Genomic DNA, 18,884 nt, shown 5'->3' on the forward strand with positions numbered 1-18,884 from the left:
CGCGCCCATGCAACTGCTGCGCTTCACCGACAGCCTCAGCGGGCGCCTGATTCTCGCCTCCATGCTGCTGCTGCCGGTGTTTGTGCTCTCTGGCGGCGTCGCCCTGGACCGCTCCTTTGCCCAAAGCCAGGCGGTGGCCGAGCAGGAGAGCCTGCGCACCCAGGTCTACCTGCTGTTGGGCGCCGCCGAGATCTTCGATGGCGCCCTCTGGCTGCCTGACGCCCTGCAGGAGCCGCGCTTCAACCAGCCCGATTCCGGCCTCTACGCCCGCATCCTCGACGGCAATCTCACCGTCTGGCAATCCCCTTCGGCCCTGGCCACCACCCTGCCCCCGGCCAATGACCTGCCCCTGGTTACCGGCCAGGAGTACTACGAATCGCTGGCGCTTAATGGCCAGGCGACCAAACTGTTCAGCTTCGATGTCGCCTGGGATACCGCCCAGGGGCGGGAGAAGAATTTCCGCTTTGAGGTGTTTCACGAGCAGACCGCACAGATCGCCGAGCGGCAGAGCTATCGCCGGCAACTCTGGCGCTGGCTGGGCTCGCTGACGCTGTTGTTGATTGTGGTGCAGTACACCATTCAGCGTTGGGGGCTGCGGCCACTGCAGTCGCTGGCCCAGGATCTGCAAAAACTGCACAGCGGCGAAAACCTCACCTTAAGCGAAAACTACCCCGCCGAAATCAAACCGGTGATCTCCAACCTCAACCAGGTGCTGGTCGCCGAACGCGAGCAGCGCGACCGCTATCGCCACACCCTGGCCGATCTGGCGCACAGCCTGAAGACCCCGCTGGCGGTGATCCGCAGCCATCTGGAGAGCGACTCTCTGCCGGTCGAGCTGCTGCACGACCAGGTGGGCCGCATGGATGACATCATCCGCCACCAGCTGCAGCGTTCAGTCAGCCAGACCTCAACCTTCGCCGGCCAGGCGGTGGGGGTGCAGGCCGTGGTCGAGCGTCTGCTCAAGGCATTGCAGAAGGTCTACGCCGACAAACAGATTCAGTTCGACTGCCAGCTACCGGCCGACAGCCGCTTTTGGGGGGACGAGGGAGACCTGATGGAGATACTCGGCAACCTGCTCGACAACGCCTGCAAATACTGCCACCAGCGGGTTGCCGTTAGCGCCGGCAGCGATGAGCTGTTGTGGTTGGAAATTGGTGACGACGGCCCCGGCATTCCGGAACAGCTGCGCCAGGTGGTGCTGACCCGCGGCGCCCGCGCCGACACCGCCCAGGTGGGTCAGGGCATCGGCCTGGCGGTGGTGGTGGATATTCTAAGCAGCTACCGCGGCTCCCTGCAGATCAGCCAATCCGCCTTGGGTGGCGCCCAGGTCAGGATTGAACTGCCACTTCGCCAACCGTAACCGGTGGCACCAGCAGATGGGCGCACTCCTCGGCAAAACCGGCGCCCACCTCGGCGTAGTAGTTGAACACCACGTCCGCCCCCAGGGCGAGCAGCTCTTTGCGCTCATCGTCGTAGCGGGCCACTGTCGCGATACGGCCGTGAAACTCCGTGTGACGCAGCTGTAGAATGATGTTTTTCATCTCCTGAATCGAGGGGATGGCGAGCATAATCAGGCGCACCTTGGAGACATCCAGCTGCTCCCAAAAGTCGATATCGTCGGCATCGCCGAGCACCACGTTATAACCCATCTGTTGTTGCTGAGCGGCTCGGATCTCATCCACCTCCACACACCACACCTTCTCGTGCATACGCTGCTCCAATGCATGGTAGGCACCAATCCCCACCCGGCCCATGCCACAGATCAGTACCTCGGCGCCATAGGGCTGCTGATAGCCGTGCTTGACCTGCGCCATGGGGTGCTCGAAACGACAGAGAATGTGTTTGTACTGGGCGTAGATGGAGTGGGCCCGCTTGTAGAAAAAAGAGCTGACCACAAAGGAGATGGCCACCACCAGGGCGATGATCACCATCTCGCTTTCGGGCAGCCAGCCCTGATCCACGCCCTGATGCGCGACAATCAGGCCGAACTCACTGAAGTTGGCCAGCGCCAAAGCACTCAGAAACGCGGTGCGGGCACGCAACTGGAAGAGCAGGAAGATGGCAAAAAAGAGCAGAAATTTAAGCGGCAACGTGGCCAGTAACAGCACCACCCAGCCGAACATATCCCAGGTGGGCAGCGCGCTGAAACCAATGTTGAGAAAGAAGCCCACCAGGAACAGATCCTTCAGGCTCATCAGTGATTTGTAAAGCTCGGTGGCTTTCGGCAGCCCGGCCACCATCATGCCAACAATGAGTGCCCCCAAGTCCCCCTTGACATCCACCGCGTGAAACAGCTCATAGCCACCCAGGGCAATCATAAAGCCGACCAGCACCAGCAACTCGCCATGGCCACAGCGGCTGAGCAGATGCTTGAGCAGAGGCCGCACAAACCACAACAACGGTAGCGCCAGCGCAAAGACACTTGGGGTTTTGCCGGTGGCCGCTACCAGAAACAGCACGGCGACAATATCCTGAATCACCAATACACCGATGGCCAGATCACCGTGGCGGGTTTTCAGCTCGGAGCTGTCCTCCAGGATTTTCATCACACAGACGGTACTGCTGAAGCTGAGGGCGAAGGCAACCGCGGCCAACTGCTGCCAATGGCCATCGAGACTCGGCATCAGCCAGATAAAGATCAGCCCACCGGCCACCAGCAGTAAGCACCAGACCAAGCCATGCAGGGTAGCGCCACCCCACACTTCCAGTTTGGTCAGTTCGCGTAGATTGAGTTTAAGGCCGATAGTGAAAAGCATCAGCGTGATGCCGAGGTCGGCCAGCTCGCCGATACCATTGAATGGTTGAATACCCGCGCCGTTCAGCCCAAAGCCGGCCAGCAGATAGCCCACCAGCGGCGGCAAACCCAGCTGCCGCGCGACAAAGCCACACGCAAAGGCCACGGCGATCCACAAAAAGTCCATATCCGATCAGCCCTTAACAGAAATTCCAATCCAACCACGGCTTGGCTATTGCGGAAACTGAGTCTGCGCCGGCTTGTCTGCCACCAGTCGAGCCATGACCCTAGGCCCCCGGCTCTACAGGCCCACTACCCAGCCAACATCCACAGGCCAATGGTGGTTGATAGGCGTTTTAGTCTACGGTCAGGCGGAGCGCACAGCAAAAGGTTTTGCCATTAATATCAGCTTCGGCAGCAGGGTTAATGCACCCAAAATAGCCGCCAGCATGGCCAGGCCGGTCAACAAGCCAAAGTAGATGGATGGAATAAACTTCGACAGCGCCAACACCGAGAATCCGACAATGATCGTCACCGAGGTGTAGTACATGGCACTGCCGATGGATCCATGGGAGCGGTGCATGGCGGCAATGTAGTCACCATCGATGCGAATCTCCTCCTGGAAGCGATGGATATAGTGGATGGTGTCATCCACCCCAATACCCACGGTAATGGCAGCGATGGTAATGGTCATCATATCCAGCGAAATCCCGGCCAGCCCCATACCGCCCAGCACCACCATGGCCGCCAGCACATTGGGAATAATGGCAATCAGAGCCACCTTCAATGAGCGGAACAGCACCATAAACATCAACATAATGGCGATAAACACCGCCCCCAGGGTGAGGATTTGTGAGCGGAACAGACTCTCCAGCATATTGTTGTAAAGCACCAGAGCGCCGGTGAAATGGATCTGCTCCGGTTTAAAACCGAGCTCATTTACCAGGTGATCACGAATTTTACCAACCAGCAGCAGGCGCTTGAGCTTGGGATCGGTCTCCTTCACCCGCATGGATACCCGCGCCTGATCGTGTTCGCTGTCGAGGTAGGGGCTAATCAAAATATCTTCGATCTTGAGCGGCAAACTGTTGCGCGCCACCGCCAATTCGAAATCGTTCAAGGTACCGTGATTGATGTCGCGGGCCACCTCGTAAAAGGTCGCCAGGGAGTCCACTCGGCCAATCTCGGTCAGACTGTTGAGGTACGCCTGAATACGCTGCAAGTCGCGCAACCCGGCCACCGTAAACCAGTAAGAGGTGGCGCTTTGGGTATCGCTGCTGTGCTCGGAGAAGGGATCAGCGTCGGCGAAGGGGTCGGCCTCGGTGAGTGGCTCCGGCGCCTCAAATGGGTCGGGCTGGTCGAAGGGGTCGGCTTCGGCGAAGGGGTCATCTTCGTCGGTATAGGTGGCATCCGCGGTCGGATTAGCCAGCTCCGGGTCGACATCAACAATGATATCCAGGCCGATGGTACCGCCCATATTCTGGTCGATCACCTTCATGCCCTGGTAGATTTCTGTGCTCTTGTGGAAGTAGTCGATAAAACGGTTATCCACCTGCAGGCGACTAAAGCCAATGCCACTGATCACCGCCAACAGCAGGCTGACGCCGATCACCCAGTTACCCCGTTTTTCGGTAAAACAGGAGAACTTCAGGGTGAAGGGTTTATCGGTGGTGGTATCGGTCCTGGCGGCACCAGAGGGCAGCAGCATTAAGCCCGCCGGCAGCACCACAAACACCAATACAAAGCTGAGCGTCAGCCCGATGGTCATCATCCAGCCAAAATCGATCACCGGCCGAATACCGCTCACCACCAGCGAGGCAAACGCGACAATGGTGGTCAGCACGGTGTAGAGGCAGGGCTTAAACATGATACGCGCGGTACTGGCAACCAGTTTTTTCTGGCTCCAGTCCGGGTTGTGGGAGTGGTATTCACGGTAGCGCACCACCAGGTGGATGGTGATCGCCAGCGTAACAATTAACAACAGCGCCACAAAGTTGCTGGAGATAACCGTCAGCCGCCAGTCGATCCAACTCAAAAAGCCGAGCATCAACAGAATCGACAGGCTGGAGGTAATTAACGGTAACACCACAAACCGTGGCCGGCGGAAGATAATCGCCAGCAGCAACACCAGAAAGGCAATAATGGCCGAGCCAAACACCACCAGGTCGCTGCGAATAAAGGAGATCATATCGGCGGTAACCATGGTCACCCCGCCGATAAAAATCTGCGCGTTGTCTTTGTACTTATTGGCAATGGCCCGAACTTCGGCCACACGGGCGTGAGATTTCTGCTCGGACAGGGTGCGGTAATCCCGGAAGGTTTTGGCCAGCTCTTCCAGCTGAGCCGCTTCCGCGCTGGTCAGCCCCTCCTGCCTGCGCTTTAAACGCAAAGCATCGCGCGCGCGCACCAGTTCAATGTACTGCTCATCCACCGCTAGCTGCAGGGCAATGGCCGTGGTTTCGCCATCGGGGCCGAGAATTAAATTTTTGTAGACCGGGCTGTTTAGGAACTCCTGCTTGGCATCGGCATAGGCGGCGTCGCTGTTTTCCAGAGTGCGCACACCTTGGCGAATATCGCTCACTGATTGCAGCGGGCTATAGAGCAGCGGCACATCCAGAATACTGAGCGCACCGGAGACACCATCAACCTCGAGCAGCTCATCACGCAGTTTTTGTATCCGCGACAAGGTCTCCGGGGTGAACAGTTCGCCATTGGGATTGTAGGTTACTACCAGCAGGTCACCGGTCTGGTAGCGTTGACTAATCTCCCGGTAAAAATCGAGGTCGCGATCGGCCTCCAGGGTTAGCGCATCAGCCGAGGCGTCCAATTTAAACTTGGGCAAACCCAAAGCCATCAGCAGAGCAACCAGCGCCACAATAACGAGTGTCAGGCGCGGTCGATCAATGACAATGGCTTCGTAAAACTTAAATAACGCGTTGTTCATACTGTTCTCAAAATTCTTGTAGCGCGCAGAACTCTCGGTTCCGCGGCGGGCGCTGCCAGCCCCCTCTCTGCGGGGACCCTGACCAGAGCCCCTGCACCAGCGGCCGAACGCGGTTCACTGGTTTCACATTATGGGCAGTGTGGTGGCCAAGGCGGGGCACATACTAACCGCTCTGCGGGCGTTCCCCAAACTCCCTTTAACCTGATTGGCTGTCAGGCCTCTTGAGTGACTATCAGGGGCCTCCAGTTAGGACCTTCGCCAGCTACGGGCCAACCGCGCGCAGCCACAACCATCCCTGCAAACAGATAATCCCCGCAGCAGCCAGCGTATGGGTTGCGAGTGCGGGTGATTTAACAATTGAAAATCAGAATGGACGTAGATAGCCCGCCGTTAGTTCCTTAATACGTGGTGAGCTTGCTAGGAGTGAGTATCTGAATGCCCCAGATCCCGGGCGGGATCAATAATATCGCGTACTCGTTGTTTGAGCACTTTAATGTCGGGAAAACCACCATCCCGTTTGCGCTCCCAAACGATCATACCATTGACGCTGATTTGAAAAACACCCCCGGTCGCCGGTGCCAGAGTAACACCGGCTAAATCCTGCTCAAAGGTGGTCAGCAGTTCCTGTGCCAACCAGGCTGAACGCAGCAGCCAACGGCACTGGGTGCAATAGGTAATGGTAATCTCGGCCCCCGCCATTGTTCCCCCCTCCGGCTGACCCTATTTAAAAATCACAATAATGCCGGCATTTACCATGGCTTGAAATAACAAAATGAGCAGTAAAAAGAGCAGAACCTTTTTGCGCTCATCGCGTTTGCTCTTGGCTTTACGTTTGCGCAGGAACATGGTTTTGCCTGGCTCTGCGCCGGCATCAAGCGGTGACTGGGCGACCTGCAACCACTGCTGAAGATTGGGCATTTGCCGGGGCTTCAGTTGCAGGCTTTGCTGAATAATGTTTTTCAGTACCGGCGGCAGAGACTTGAAACGGCCGCTGGTTTGCAATTCACCGTTTAGCCAGTAGGGCTTGAAACCGGTGGTGATCAGTACCGCAATTTCGGCCAGACTGCGCAGTAGCGATACCGATTCCGCCCCCCGCTTGGCGGCAACTGCCGGGCCGGCCGTTGGCACCGTCGGGGTAGAGACGGGTAGTTGTACCGGCAGAATTTTTGGCTGCCAATGGGCATCAACCAAAATCTGTTCCGCCTGCAGTTGTTCGAAAACAACCCCCTGGTTAATCAGCTCCTGCAGCAATCGGCAGAGCTCCCCCATAAACTGGCAGGCAGCCGCCAGCGACAGCGGCTCGGCCAGGCGCTCGGTGAGCGGCACCAGCAGCTCACCACACCAGCTGAAATAGGAGCAGCTGCCACCACGACCACCGCTTAAACTGAAATCGGTTAATGCGATCAGCCCAGGATGGGCCTCTGGCAGGGATTGAATGGTGGCCAGCAAGCGGCGGGTGGCATTGACATCCACCGGCATAACCTCCACCTGCTGCCAACTGCGTTGGCCCTCGTCCCACAGCTGGCAGTGCCAGCCATCAATCGCTGGGCAGTCCTGGCAATCGAGCAGGCGCCAGTCGGGCTGCTTCTGCAATTTTTGCTGCAAGCGGGCAAAGGCCGGCTGCCCCGCCACTGTACAGTGGCGCCCCGCCAGCAGTGTTAAAATCCGCCGCTCGGTGGTCTGCCAGAGCTCATCCGAGGGTTCGCCCTCCTGTTCGCTGCACCAGCGCAACAGATTCACCAAACCGGCGCTCATGCCCTTACGGCCAAGCACCTCTGCCACCGCCGGCGACCAACGCACCGGCTTGGCCAGTAGCCAGTAGAGCACCATAGCGGTGACGTCGGGCAGTGCCGTTGACTGCAATTTACCGGGGTTGCGGGAGAAGGCGCGGCCGGCAAATTCACCAAAACCGGTCAGGCGCAATTGTGGCTGGCAATCTTCAAACTCCAGCCCTTTGTCAGTGGTGACATAGATAAAAGCGGGTTTGAGCGAAAAGTGGCGGATACCATTACTCTTTGCCGCCTGCAGAACCCGGCACAGTTGCAACATAACCTGCAGTAACACCGGCTCCGAGGGTGCGCCCAACTTAGCTAGCTCGGCGAGGGTCTGGCCACTGACCTGCTCAACAACGTAAAAAGCCTGTTTCTGCTTATTAAGACCAAACTCTACCAGCGGGATATGGTTGGGGTGGCGAAAGCGGCTGAGCTTTTCCAGCTCGGTGGCATCAATGATGGCAGCGACTGACTGCTCGGTTTGATAAACCCAGCGCGCAGCACCGGAGGCGACATCCACTGCCCGATAGAGCCGAAAGTGGTCCGAGCTGTGGACCACTTTCACCCCTTTAAAATTTCGCATTACGCTCAAGTCGACCATGGAATTTACAAAACAAAGACCTGGTGATATTTTGACGCCGTTTGCGCACGGGTACTCTGCCCACGTGCCAACATTCGGCCATTTCGTTCAAGTTTTTCTAGCATAGCAAGCAGATCAGCTGTTCGACCCCGTTTCAGCCGACCAAACCCTACAAACGTGATCTATCGCTTCTTTTTTTATGCGTTTTCGCCTTAATTAACACCTATAGTTGCGCGAATTTTTCATGGGCCAGCGCCCCAATCCGCGCCTGACTATAGCCATCGACTTACACCACCAAGCTACAGGAGTCCCTGGTTTGCAAAACAGAGAGCAGTCCGTCGGTCCTTGGGAAATAATCGCCGACGGTAGCTGGATGCATGGCAAACGTTATTCCCTGCGGGAAGGATCAACCATCATTGGCCGCAGTACCGAAGCGGACATTACCCTACCCAGCAACCACCTTTCCCGCCAACACGCCGAACTCAAGTGCAAAGGCGGTGTAATGACGGTGACCGACCTCGGTTCCGCCAACGGCACCTTCCTCAATGAACACCGCATTCAAAAATCCGAACTGCAAGCCGGTGACCGCATCCGCTTCGATACTTTTAGCTTTATTGTGCAGGGCCCCACGGCCCGGAAAGGCCTCACCGCGCGCAAAACCACCGTCCACCCCGGCGGCGCCAAGCTGGCGGCCGGACGCAAATCGACCTCACCCGGCAACCGCATAGAGGCGCCGGAAAAACCGAGTGCTATTTGGTTAAAGGGAATCAGTACAGTGATTGTGCTGGTCTGCCTGGGCTACATCGGCTACCTGCTACTGCAGCTATAACCGCGGCCCTGTTGGTTAAGGTGGGCCCTCACCCCAGGGTGGCACCAGCGCCTGCTCTATTTGCAACTGATCCAGAATGCGGGCGACAACGAAGTCGATCAGATCAGCAATGGTTTGCGGCTGTTGATAAAAACCGGGGCTGGCCGGTAACAGCGTCACCCCCATCTGGCTCAGGCTGAGCATATTTTGCAGGTGAATGGTGGAGAGCGGGGTCTCCCGGGTGACCAGAATCAACCGGCGCCGCTCCTTCAACACCACATCCGCCGCCCGTTCAATCAGGTTATTGCTGGCACCACAAGCGATAGCCGAGAGGGTGCCGCCACTGGCCGGGCAGATGATCATATCCCGGGGCGCGCTGGAGCCAGAGGCCACCGGTGCAAACCAGTCATCGCGGCCATAGACCCGCAGCTGTTCGCTGTTAGTGGCAAAGTGGCAGTTGAAAAACTCCTGCTGCAGCTCTGGCCCGTTGTCGCCGGAAGGCAGCGCCAGGCTGGTCTCCTGGCGAATAACCACCTCCGCCGCGCGCGAGATCAGCAGCAGCACCTGGCAGTTGGCCGCCAACAGGCACTCAATTAAACGCAGAGCATAAGGCGCCCCCGAGGCACCGGTAATCGCCAGGGTGACCGATTTGCGCTTCACGCCGGCGCCTCCTGGGCCTGCTGCCGGTTGCCAACCAGGTCGACAATCTTCTGGTGGATGCCACCAAAACCACCGTTACTCATCACTACCACATGCGCCGGCCCGGTCAGCAGCGGCGGCAGAGCCGAGAGGATCGCCTCCGGGCCATCGCACAATTTGGCAGGCGTTGGGCTCTGGTGAATGGCTTCAGCCAGCTCCGGGTTGGCCGCCGCCTGGGACCAGAGCACCAGGTCCGCGTCGCTGGTGGCTTGGCATAGGGCATGATTGTGCACGCCCGCCTTCATGGTGTTGGAACGCAGCTCAATGATGGCGACAATGCGCTCCTCACCTACCTGAGCACGCAGGCCGGCCAGGGTGGTGGCGATTGCGGTGGGGTGGTGGGCAAAATCGTCGTATACGCGAATGCCGTCGATATCGGCCAACAGCTCCATGCGTCGCTTCACCCCCTGGAACCGCGACAGTGCCGCGCAGGCATCCGCCCCGGTCACACCAACACTGTGACAGGCGGCGATAGCGGCCAGGCCGTTGGCGACATTGTGTTGGCCGGTCTGCTCCCAGGCTACCTCGCCCACCAACTCCGAGCCGTGGAATACCCGAAAGCACTCACCACTGGCAGAGACCACCTCCGCTCGCCAATCGATACCCAGCGCCACCCGCTGGCTCCAACAGCCGCGCGCCAAGACCGCTTCCACAGCGGCCTCATCCTGCCAATAAAAGATAGAACCACCGGCCGGCACGGTACGGATCAGATGATGAAATTGGGTTTGGATGGCGGCCAGATCGGGGAAGATATCGGCGTGATCATACTCAAGGTTGTTGATGATCAGCGTGCGTGGGCGGTAGTGCAGGAATTTGGAGCGCTTATCAAAGAAGGCGGTGTCGTACTCATCGGCCTCCACCACAAAAAAGTCGCTCTTGCCCAGGCGGGCCGAGCAGCCAAAATCGCGCGGCACACCGCCAATTAAGAAGCCGGGCTCAAAGCCGGCATACTCTAAAATCCAAGCCAACATACTGGCGGTGGTGGTTTTGCCGTGGGTGCCCGAGGCGGCCAGCACCCACTTGCCGGGCAGCAGCTCCCGGCACAACCACTCCGGGCCGGAGACATAAGGCAGCCCCCGTTCCAACACATACTCCACCGCCGGGTTACCCCGGCTCATGGCATTGCCGATCACCACCAGATCGGGGGCGGTGGCAAATTGCTCCTCGCCAAAGCCCTCATAAATACCGATGCCCGCCGCCTCCAGCTGAGTGCTCATCGGTGGATAGACATTGGCATCGCTGCCGGTCACCGTATGACCCAGGGCCTTGGCCAGCTGTGCCAGGCTACCCATAAACGTGCCGCAAATCCCCAAAATGTGAATGTGCATAGATTGATTGATCCTGTCCTGAATGTCGGGGGTCGCTTTCGGGGCAAGCTTACCACAGGCGCGAAGCAGCGGGAGCCCAGCTCACTGCCACCCCATTTTCGCCCGCTGACCACCCCCACCCTGTACGGGGCCGGCAAAATAATTCAAACTGGCCAGCCTAAGAGTTACCCGGGTACCGGCTCAATGAGTGAACCTGCGCCCACCCTCCAGCTGTTTGATGTTTGCCCACCCGGCCAATACTCAAGGTTGAATTCATTGGAAAGAGGAAGCCAATATGCCGAATGTTACCGACCAACTTAAGCAACAAGCCGTAGACCCCGAGTTGGTGGTTTTGTTAGAAACCATCACCAACTGCTGTCAGGAGATCGCCGGTAAGCTGCGGTTGGGCGCATTAACCGGCATTTTGGGCGTGACCGAAGATACCAATGTTCAGGGTGAAACCCAGAAAGAGCTGGACGTGATCGCCAACGACATGCTGAAAGAGGCACTACTCGGCCTCAGCAGTGTGGCGGGTATCGCCTCCGAGGAAGAGGATCTACCCGTGGCCGGCAACGCCAATGGCCGCTTCCTGGTGCTGTTCGACCCGCTCGACGGCTCCTCCAATATCGATGTTAACGTCAGTGTCGGCACCATCTTCTCGGTACTGCCGCTGCCGGCCGGCAAAAGCGGTGGAGATGAATCAGCCTACCTGCAACCGGGGCGGGCGCAACTGGCTTCCGGCTACGCGCTGTACGGTCCGGCCACCACCCTCAGCATGACCACCGGCCAGGGCGTGCAACAGTTTGTGCTCGACAACAATGGCCAGTTCACCCTCGCCTACGAGCAGATGAGCATTCCCGCCGACACCAAAGAGTTCTCCATCAACATGTCCAACCAGCGCTTCTGGGCACCGGAGATGCAGGAGTACATTGCCGATCTTCTGGCCGGCGATCAGGGCGTGCGCGGTAAGAATTTCAACATGCGCTGGATCGCCTCCATGGTGGCCGATGTGCACCGGGTACTCACCCGCGGCGGCATCTTCACCTACCCCTGGGACGATCGCTCACCGGACAAACCCGGCAAACTGCGCCTGATGTACGAAGGCAACCCCATGAGTCTGCTGGTGGAGCAGGCCGGCGGCCTAGCCACCACCTGTTTTGGCAACATCCTTGACATTCAACCCAGTAAAATCCACCAGCGTGTGGCTGTGGCTCTGGGCTCCAAGCACGAAATCGAAGTGTTGCTGGACGCCCACAAAAGCGCCCTGGATTCACCGGCCGCGCTGCTCAACCGCTAGCGACAGAGCAACCCTAAAAACGAAAAAGGCCGCTTGCGCGGCCTTTTTCTTATTTGCAGCGAGTATGCTGCGCCCTTCAACCTAGGCGGAAAACTTGGTGAGCTCCTGGTTGACAGGCATCTCCGGCAGACGATCCACCGAGGGGTTCATTTCGCTGCCAAAGGTCTGTGTTAAACAGGCCAACACCGTGCGTGTGCGCGGATCAGCCAATCGGTAATAGATACGCTGAGCGTCGCGGCGGGTAGCTACAATCTTCTCTTCACGCAGCTTCGCCAAATGTTGGGACAACGCCGATTGAGAGAGTTTGGCAACTGCTTCCAGGTCGCCCGCCGAGCGTTCGCCTTCCATCAGATTACAGAGCACCATCAAACGCCCGCGATGGGCTAACAACTTCAGCAGCTTTTCAACATGCGTTGCTTTGGAGTCGAAAGTGTCGAGTTCTACCGCCATGACGAGACTTGCCTACCTTGTGAGTTTTAATCGTATAAAACTAAGCTTAGCGAACAAACCAACATCCGCCAGTTAGCCACGTGTAAAATTCACGCAGTGCGACGACTGGCACACTTTCACTGTTTAACGTGCCAATTGCCGCAACCGCGGACAAAGTTGTCGAGCCATCGTAGTGTGTTAGAATCCTGCCCCATTCGGGGCCCCAGGGTGACTATCAAGTTGCAGCCAATGGTCGGCAGCCCGCGTGCCGCTTGAGCCATAGGTCATCCAGGGCAATCGCCCGCGGTCCCAGCCCGTATTCACCTTCACTCACAATGGATCACTTTATGAGCTTTGAAAAAATCCCCGCTGGCAAAAACCTGCCCGACGATATCAATGTGGTTATTGAAATCCCCATGAACGCCGATCCCATCAAGTACGAGATCGACAAAGACGCCGATGCCATTTTTGTGGATCGTGTTTTGGGCACCGCCATGCACTACCCCTGCAACTACGGCTATGTTCCCCACACCCTGTGTGGCGATGGCGACCCCGCCGACGTGCTGGTCATTATGCCGCTGCCAGTATTGACGGGCTCGGTGCTGCGCTCACGCCCAATCGGCGTATTGAAAATGACCGACGAGTCTGGCGAAGACGCCAAAATCCTGGCCGTACCCCACGACAAGATCACCCCTCTATATAAAGACATTAAATCCATCAATGACCTGCCCAAACAGACTCTGGATCAGATCGCCCACTTCTTTGAGCACTACAAAGATCTGGAAGCTGGTAAATGGGTAAAAATCGACGGTTGGGGCGATGTCGACGAAGCCCGTAAAGAGTTGGAAGACGCCGTTGCCCGCTACCAGGCCAACAGCTAAGGCTGGCCAACGCCCCTTCTGAGCGTCTGCTCAATCACCTGCCGCAGCCACCTGCGGCAGGCTGTTATCCTTATTCACTTTCCCCATAATGTGACCCACACCACACTTTATCGGCACCGCACAGATATGGCGCACGGCGCCATGTAAGTACTAACTTACAATCCCCTGCCAGTTATCACTGTAAGGTCCGGCGATACCCCCACTTTTTTTAAGTGTGCACATTTTTTTTCACAAAATTGATAAGAAAACGGTCTAACCTCCAACCTTTAAATACGCGCCAGTTGGAGTAGAGTTATTCCATACTTGTACGTAGGACGATTAGTGTAAGTTGCATGAAAATGTGGTTTGCCCACAACCTAATCCATGTTGGCAGGTGATTTATGCAGTACAGCGGAGTGCTAAACTCGATAGGTCGGAGACCAGGGACGATCACCCTATTGCTCGCGCTCTGTAGCGCCGGCTGGTTCTCGCCCCTGCATGCCGATGAGCCGGCCACGCAATTCTTACCCGACTACATATACCGCAACGCCAACACCAGCGAGAGCGATATTTTGGGTAAAGGACTGGATCGCCACTTCAGCGCCTATGGCCTGGACAACGAAGATCTCGACCAAGCCGCCGCCAACTTTGCCGACAACCGGCTCAACACCACTCAACGGCTACTCAATCACCAGTGGATCTACAACGAATATCACGATGTGGAGCTGGAAAAAGGCAGCCGGATCTTTACCGAAGTACTCAAAGCCGGTGCCCGCGCCTACTGGAGCAGCTACCATAGCAAACGACTGAAAAGCTCCAGTGTGCTGCCCGATGGCAATGGCGTTGGCCAGTTGAATGAGGTGCGCTACAAAATGCGCCTCAAAAGTGACGCGGTAAACGTGGTGATATCCTACGAGTTCTAATCAAGCGGGTAGCAAGCTCGCCCCTCTTGCACTAATCTAGGCGCCGAATTTTAGTTAGCTTGGCGTCCTCATGACCGAACCATCCCCATACCCACACGCACCACTATGGCGTAAGCTCGCCGCCCTCCTCTATGATTCCCTACTGATTGCCGCCGTCAGCATGGCCTATGGCAGCATCGCACTGACACTGAAAATGAAGATTTTGGGTTATCAACTGCAGGCGGGGGAGAGAGCCACGTTGGGGCTGCCGGGGCTGCTCGGCTGGATCACGGTACTGGTGCTCTTTTTTGCCTTCTTCTGGCGGCGGGGCGGACAAACCCTGGGCATGCGCGCCTGGCGACTGCGCCTGGTGAATATGGATAATCAACGGCCCAGCTGGCTGGCTTGTATCGCCCGCGCCCTACTGGCCGGCCTCTCCTTTGCCGCACTGGGGGCTGGCTATTGGTGGCAGTGGCTGGACCGAGACCACCTCACCTTGCACGACCGGCTCAGCCAAACCAAAGTATTGCTGCTGCCCAAAAACCGCAAATAGTTAGCGATAGCGGGTAATCATCCAGAGGCCAGCGCCCAGGCACAACAGTATAGGCGCCAACACCGCAATTAAGGGTGAGAAACCAAACACCAGGCTGGCCGGGCCCAGAATCGCCTGGCTGGTTTTAAAGGCCACCCCCACCATCACACCAACAAACACCCGAAAGCCGGTGGTCACTTGACGCAGCGGCCCAAACACAAACGAGATTGCCACCAACACTAAGCTGATGGTAGCCAGTGGCTGCAGGGTTTTCTGCCAGAAGGCGAGCCACAGCTTATCCTCCTGCAGCCCCTGCTGGTGCCGATAATTGGCGTAGGTGTAGAGATCGCGCACTGCCATGGCATCACTGGACAGCACCAGAACCTTCAGCAGCTGGGGATTGAGATTGGATTGCCAGGGGCGCAGGGTGATCTGCTGGGTTTGCGTATATTCCGGGCGGATAACGGTTTCCACCACATCCTCTTCCAACCAGTGATCCCCTTGGTAGAGAGCCGAGCGGGCAAAGCTGCTGGAGCGCAGCTGGCCGTTGTCATCGTAGCGATAGCGGCTCAGGCCGTAGAGCTTGCCATTGGCCAACACCGCATTGACATGGATGAACTCGTCCCCTTCCCGGGTCCAGAAACCCTGTTCAAAACCCTGCGCGCGATCCCCCCCTTGCGCCAGTGCTCGGCCGCTCAGCGCCATCTGGTCGGAGATTGGCGTCACCACTTCGCCCAGCGCCATCGCCAACACCACAAACCAGAGCACCGGTTTCAGCACCAGCCAGCTGATACGCAAAATGGAGATCCCGGCAGCGCGCATCACCACCAGCTCACTGGTGCCGGCCAGCAGCCCCAATCCGATCAGGCAGCCGACCAGAGCCGCATAGGGCACATAGAGCACAAAGCGGCCGGGCAGGCTGAACAGAACATAGGTGAAGGCGGCGGGCACGTCGTAGTTGTTGCGCAGGTCGGTGAACTCTTCGATCAGGCTGAAGAGCGCGTCCAACCCCACAATGACCAGCAACACCACCAAAATAGTGCTGGTTACTGTGCGCCCGATGTAACTGGAGAGCCTACGCATGGCTGTTCTGCCTCCGGCGGCTGAGCAGCAGGCGGCCCAACAGATCGCTGTTGAAAATAAAGAGCCCCACCACAATGGCACCGGCGTGCACCCACCAGAGCCGATTGGCTGGCAGGTCGCCATCCTCAATGGAGCCACGGGTAGCATTGAGCACCACCAGATAACCCATGTACAAAAGCACCGCTGGAATCATCTTCGTGTAACGGCCACGGCGGGGGTCGGTCTGTGCCAGAGGCACACCCAGCAACACCAGTACCATAACCAATACCGGCATACTAAAGCGCCAATGCAGGGCCGCTTCCGCCTCAGCATCCTGCTCTTTCATTAAAGCCAGGGTGGGCATACGGTCGTGAGCCGACTTGTAGCGGATCTGAGCCTCCTCCAACAGCTGGGCATAGGACTCAAATTCGACAACACGGTAGTTCAGGCTGCCGGGTTCACCCTCAACACGAACACCATCGCTGATGCGCAGATACTTACGCTGATATTGGTCGTCGTAGATCTGCTCGCCGGCGCTGGCTTTCACCAACACCACCGGCCGTTGATTGCCCCCCTCATCGCCGAGATTGAGGTCGGCGGCAAAGACGTTTTGTAAAATCTTGCGATCGGCGCTCATGGCTTCGGTGTAGATCACCGAACCGGTTTCGCTCAACACCTGAAATTGTCCGGGACTCAGGGTTTCAAACTCATGCCGGGCACGCTCGCGCTCCAGGATGGAATTGGATTGATCGAGACTTAAAGGGCTCAACCAGAGGCTCAGCAGCGCCACCAGCGCCGCGATAAAAAAGGCCGAGCCACTGGCATGCCACAGCAGCTTTCGACGGCTGTAACCGCAACTGCTCAGGGCGGTGATCTCGCTGTCGATGTAGAGACGCCCCAGTGCAAACAGCAGCGCGATAAAAAAACTGAGTGGCAGCACCAGTTCTAAAATCACCGGTATGCGCAGGGCGATAACAGAAAAGAGAACGTCGGCGGAGATTCGCCCGGAAACAGCCTCATTGAGAAATCGGCCAAACCGGCTGCTGAGTATGACAAACAACAAGACGATGTTGATTGCAAAGGTGCCAGTCAGAATTTCACGTGTTAAATAACGGAAGATAATCAAAATGCGTCGATCTGCTTGTCTGCGCCCGTTATCGCCGAGCGCGATGGTCAATGTCTTTTCAGTTTGAGGTATTTGCCGCTGGTTTCGTTGCCATTGGACTCTTGTGCCCTAGCCGTTAAGCGGAACCGACACCGGCGAATCTCGATTCGCCCATATTCACGCGGATCGCGTATACTGCTGCTCCATCTGCCGGTGGCGAGAGCCAAGTATCGGCGGAAGCGGTCACTAGGACGAACCAACCCCAAAAAAGTTTAGGCATTATCGGCTAAAGAAGGGTTTTTGTCTCGATCAGCTCCCGAAAACCTCCAGAATAGACAAGCGGAATCTCGAATGAATTTTCAAGCGAAAGATACCTCCATTGAGCAATTGAAAGCGGATTGCCTGGTTGTCGCCGCCAGTGAAGGCGACCAACAAAACGCAGCGTTTACCAGTGTTGATAAACTGCTCAAGGGCCAGCTCAGCGAACTGATCCGCGCCGGCGATATTAAAACCGGCCTGGGTGCCACCACCCTGCTGCCCGGCCTGGCACTGGGCTCCGTTAAACGCCTGCTGGTGGTTGGCCTGGGTAAAACCAGCCCGCTCAGCCGCGATCAATTCCAAAAGGTTGCGCGCAACATTGCCGGCAAGCTGTACAGTAAATCGATTAAAACTGCGGCCATCGCCCTCGACACTATCGCCGTCAAGGGCGCCGACGACAGCTGGCAGGCAAGCCAGGTCGCCCGCGAAATCACCCTCTCCTCGTACCAATACGACACCACCAAATCCGAGAAGCGCAAACCCGTCGCCCTGAAAGCCGTAAACTACGTTGTGGCCGATAAAAAACTGCTGGCCGCCGCCAAAAAAGGGCTGAGCCACGGTGCCGCCGTTGGTGAAGGGATGAACCTCACCCGTGAACTGGGCAACCTGCCCGGCAACTACTGCACGCCCGCCTACCTCGCCAGCCAGGCGCGCAGCCTGGCCCGCAACCAGCCCAAATTGAGCGTAAAAATCTTAAAAGAGAAAGAGATGCGCGAGCTAGGTATGGGTTCGCTGCTGTCGGTAGCGGCCGGTAGCGACCAGGAGGCTCACCTGATTGTGATGGAGTACAAGGGCGCAGCCAAAACCGTGAAACCCCACGCCCTGGTCGGCAAGGGCATCACCTTCGACTCCGGCGGCATCAGCCTGAAGCCCGGCCTCGGCATGGATGAGATGAAATTCGATATGTGCGGTGCGGCCAGCGTTTTCGGTGCAATGAAAACTCTGCTGACCCTGGCACCGGCCATTAATGTAGTGGCTGTGGTCGCCGCCGCGGAAAACATGCCCAATGGCAAAGCCACCAAACCGGGTGATGTGATCACCTCCATGTCGGGCAAAACCATCGAAGTGCTCAACACCGACGCCGAGGGCCGCCTGATTCTGTGTGATGCCCTCACCTACGTCGAACGCTTCAAACCTCAATCCATCATCGACATCGCCACCCTTACCGGTGCCTGCATCGTCGCCCTTGGCAAACATATGTCCGGCCTCTACAGCAACGACGACGCCATGGCCGGGGAGCTGGCACAGTTGAGTCAGGCGGTGTGTGATAAAGCCTGGCACATGCCCATGGGCGATGAGTACCAAAAACAGCTCGACAGTAACTTCGCCGATATCGCCAACATCGGCGGCCCCCACGGCGGCAGCATCACCGCGGCCTGTTTCCTCTCCCGCTTTACGGAGGGCTTCACCTGGGCACACCTGGATATCGCCGGCGTCGCCTGGCACTCCGGCAACCTGAAAGGCGCCACGGGTCGCCCGGTACCGCTGCTGGTGGAATATATGCTCAGCAAAGTCGGCAAAAAATAGGCGCCGCG

16 protein-coding genes are annotated in these 18,884 nt (G+C 57.6%); 7 read left to right on the forward strand and 9 right to left on the reverse strand.

Annotated features, from left to right (window positions below; translation table 11 throughout):
* The first annotated feature begins 7 nt into the window (after positions 1–7).
* Positions 8–1,360: an ATP-binding protein gene (locus SBL51_RS12440; protein ID WP_317931289.1), complete on the forward strand. Its 1,353-nt coding sequence runs from the start codon at positions 8–10 to the stop codon at positions 1,358–1,360.
* On the opposite strand, the gene SBL51_RS12445 is transcribed toward SBL51_RS12440, so the two are convergent.
* From SBL51_RS12445 to SBL51_RS12460, 4 genes are all read right to left on the reverse strand, one after another.
* Positions 1,329–2,921 (reverse strand): cation:proton antiporter family protein, encoded by a 1,593-nt coding sequence (locus tag SBL51_RS12445; RefSeq protein ID WP_317931290.1) that lies wholly within the window; start codon positions 2,919–2,921, stop codon positions 1,329–1,331. The two genes, SBL51_RS12440 and SBL51_RS12445, sit on opposite strands and share 32 nt — an antisense overlap.
* Before the next feature lie 180 nt (positions 2,922–3,101).
* Entirely contained in the window at positions 3,102–5,678 is a 2,577-nt protein-coding gene (locus SBL51_RS12450; protein WP_317931291.1) for an efflux RND transporter permease subunit, read from the reverse strand.
* Between the two features lie 417 nt (positions 5,679–6,095).
* Positions 6,096–6,377: a SelT/SelW/SelH family protein gene (locus SBL51_RS12455; protein ID WP_317931292.1), complete on the reverse strand. Its 282-nt coding sequence runs from the start codon at positions 6,375–6,377 to the stop codon at positions 6,096–6,098.
* A gap of 21 nt (positions 6,378–6,398) precedes the next feature.
* The gene (locus SBL51_RS12460) at positions 6,399–8,033 is read right to left on the reverse strand and encodes a hypothetical protein (RefSeq protein WP_317931293.1); all 1,635 of its coding nucleotides are present in this window, start codon (positions 8,031–8,033) and stop codon (positions 6,399–6,401) included.
* 313 nt (positions 8,034–8,346) lie between these two features.
* On the opposite strand from SBL51_RS12460, the gene SBL51_RS12465 reads away from it, so the two are divergent.
* Positions 8,347–8,859: an FHA domain-containing protein gene (locus SBL51_RS12465; RefSeq protein WP_317931294.1), complete on the forward strand. Its 513-nt coding sequence runs from the start codon at positions 8,347–8,349 to the stop codon at positions 8,857–8,859.
* Between the two features lie 15 nt (positions 8,860–8,874).
* Here SBL51_RS12465 and SBL51_RS12470 read toward each other — a convergent pair whose 3' ends face one another.
* Both SBL51_RS12470 and mpl read right to left on the reverse strand, forming a co-directional pair.
* Positions 8,875–9,498, reverse strand: a complete 624-nt coding sequence (locus SBL51_RS12470) for a flavin prenyltransferase UbiX (RefSeq protein WP_317931295.1) — start codon at positions 9,496–9,498, stop codon at positions 8,875–8,877.
* The gene (gene mpl, locus SBL51_RS12475) at positions 9,495–10,865 is read right to left on the reverse strand and encodes a UDP-N-acetylmuramate:L-alanyl-gamma-D-glutamyl-meso-diaminopimelate ligase (RefSeq protein ID WP_317931296.1); all 1,371 of its coding nucleotides are present in this window, start codon (positions 10,863–10,865) and stop codon (positions 9,495–9,497) included. The genes SBL51_RS12470 and mpl overlap by 4 nt, the downstream gene beginning before the upstream one ends.
* 274 nt (positions 10,866–11,139) lie before the next feature.
* Here mpl and SBL51_RS12480 point away from each other — a divergent pair, with 274 nt between their 5' ends.
* Positions 11,140–12,141 carry a class 1 fructose-bisphosphatase gene (locus tag SBL51_RS12480; protein ID WP_317931297.1) on the forward strand — a complete coding sequence of 334 codons (1,002 nt, stop codon included), beginning with the start codon at positions 11,140–11,142 and terminating at the stop codon, positions 12,139–12,141.
* A gap of 81 nt (positions 12,142–12,222) precedes the next feature.
* Here SBL51_RS12480 and SBL51_RS12485 read toward each other — a convergent pair whose 3' ends face one another.
* A complete protein-coding gene (locus tag SBL51_RS12485) occupies positions 12,223–12,591 on the reverse strand; it encodes a metalloregulator ArsR/SmtB family transcription factor (protein ID WP_317931298.1) in 369 nt (122 codons plus the stop codon).
* 326 nt (positions 12,592–12,917) lie between these two features.
* On the opposite strand from SBL51_RS12485, the gene ppa reads away from it, so the two are divergent.
* From ppa to SBL51_RS12500, 3 genes are all read left to right on the forward strand, one after another.
* Positions 12,918–13,451 carry an inorganic diphosphatase gene (ppa, locus tag SBL51_RS12490; protein WP_317931299.1) on the forward strand — a complete coding sequence of 178 codons (534 nt, stop codon included), beginning with the start codon at positions 12,918–12,920 and terminating at the stop codon, positions 13,449–13,451.
* A 437-nt stretch (positions 13,452–13,888) separates the two neighbouring features.
* Positions 13,889–14,353 carry a hypothetical protein gene (locus SBL51_RS12495; RefSeq protein WP_317931300.1) on the forward strand — a complete coding sequence of 155 codons (465 nt, stop codon included), beginning with the start codon at positions 13,889–13,891 and terminating at the stop codon, positions 14,351–14,353.
* Between the two features lie 70 nt (positions 14,354–14,423).
* A complete protein-coding gene (locus SBL51_RS12500; protein WP_317931301.1) occupies positions 14,424–14,885 on the forward strand; it encodes an RDD family protein in 462 nt (153 codons plus the stop codon).
* Here SBL51_RS12500 and lptG read toward each other — a convergent pair whose 3' ends face one another.
* A complete protein-coding gene (gene lptG / locus SBL51_RS12505) occupies positions 14,886–15,947 on the reverse strand; it encodes an LPS export ABC transporter permease LptG (RefSeq protein WP_317931302.1) in 1,062 nt (353 codons plus the stop codon).
* On the reverse strand, positions 15,940–17,103 hold the full coding sequence (lptF, locus tag SBL51_RS12510; protein ID WP_317931303.1) for an LPS export ABC transporter permease LptF: 1,164 nt from the start codon (positions 17,101–17,103) through the stop codon (positions 15,940–15,942). Before lptF ends, lptG begins: the two co-directional genes overlap by 8 nt.
* A gap of 279 nt (positions 17,104–17,382) precedes the next feature.
* On the opposite strand from lptF, the gene SBL51_RS12515 reads away from it, so the two are divergent.
* On the forward strand, positions 17,383–18,876 hold the full coding sequence (locus tag SBL51_RS12515; protein ID WP_317931304.1) for a leucyl aminopeptidase: 1,494 nt from the start codon (positions 17,383–17,385) through the stop codon (positions 18,874–18,876).
* Positions 18,877–18,884: the final 8 nt, after the last annotated feature.

Origin of the sequence: Halioxenophilus sp. WMMB6 (genome assembly GCF_033283405.1) — a bacterium.
In the GTDB taxonomy this organism is placed as follows: domain Bacteria; phylum Pseudomonadota; class Gammaproteobacteria; order Pseudomonadales; family Cellvibrionaceae; genus Halioxenophilus.

What these genes read in the sequence shown, in the direction of transcription:
- SBL51_RS12440 (WP_317931289.1), top strand. Translation starts at nt 8, where the DNA reads ATGCAACTGCTGCGCTTCACCGACAGCCTCAGCGGGCGCCTGATTCTC.
- SBL51_RS12445 (WP_317931290.1), bottom strand. Translation starts at nt 2,921, where the DNA reads ATGGACTTTTTGTGGATCGCCGTGGCCTTTGCGTGTGGCTTTGTCGCG.
- SBL51_RS12450 (WP_317931291.1), bottom strand. Translation starts at nt 5,678, where the DNA reads ATGAACAACGCGTTATTTAAGTTTTACGAAGCCATTGTCATTGATCGA.
- SBL51_RS12455 (WP_317931292.1), bottom strand. Translation starts at nt 6,377, where the DNA reads ATGGCGGGGGCCGAGATTACCATTACCTATTGCACCCAGTGCCGTTGG.
- SBL51_RS12460 (WP_317931293.1), bottom strand. Translation starts at nt 8,033, where the DNA reads ATGCGAAATTTTAAAGGGGTGAAAGTGGTCCACAGCTCGGACCACTTT.
- mpl (WP_317931296.1), bottom strand. Translation starts at nt 10,865, where the DNA reads ATGCACATTCACATTTTGGGGATTTGCGGCACGTTTATGGGTAGCCTG.
- SBL51_RS12480 (WP_317931297.1), top strand. Translation starts at nt 11,140, where the DNA reads ATGCCGAATGTTACCGACCAACTTAAGCAACAAGCCGTAGACCCCGAG.
- SBL51_RS12485 (WP_317931298.1), bottom strand. Translation starts at nt 12,591, where the DNA reads ATGGCGGTAGAACTCGACACTTTCGACTCCAAAGCAACGCATGTTGAA.
- ppa (WP_317931299.1), top strand. Translation starts at nt 12,918, where the DNA reads ATGAGCTTTGAAAAAATCCCCGCTGGCAAAAACCTGCCCGACGATATC.
- SBL51_RS12500 (WP_317931301.1), top strand. Translation starts at nt 14,424, where the DNA reads ATGACCGAACCATCCCCATACCCACACGCACCACTATGGCGTAAGCTC.
- lptG (WP_317931302.1), bottom strand. Translation starts at nt 15,947, where the DNA reads ATGCGTAGGCTCTCCAGTTACATCGGGCGCACAGTAACCAGCACTATT.
- SBL51_RS12515 (WP_317931304.1), top strand. Translation starts at nt 17,383, where the DNA reads ATGAATTTTCAAGCGAAAGATACCTCCATTGAGCAATTGAAAGCGGAT.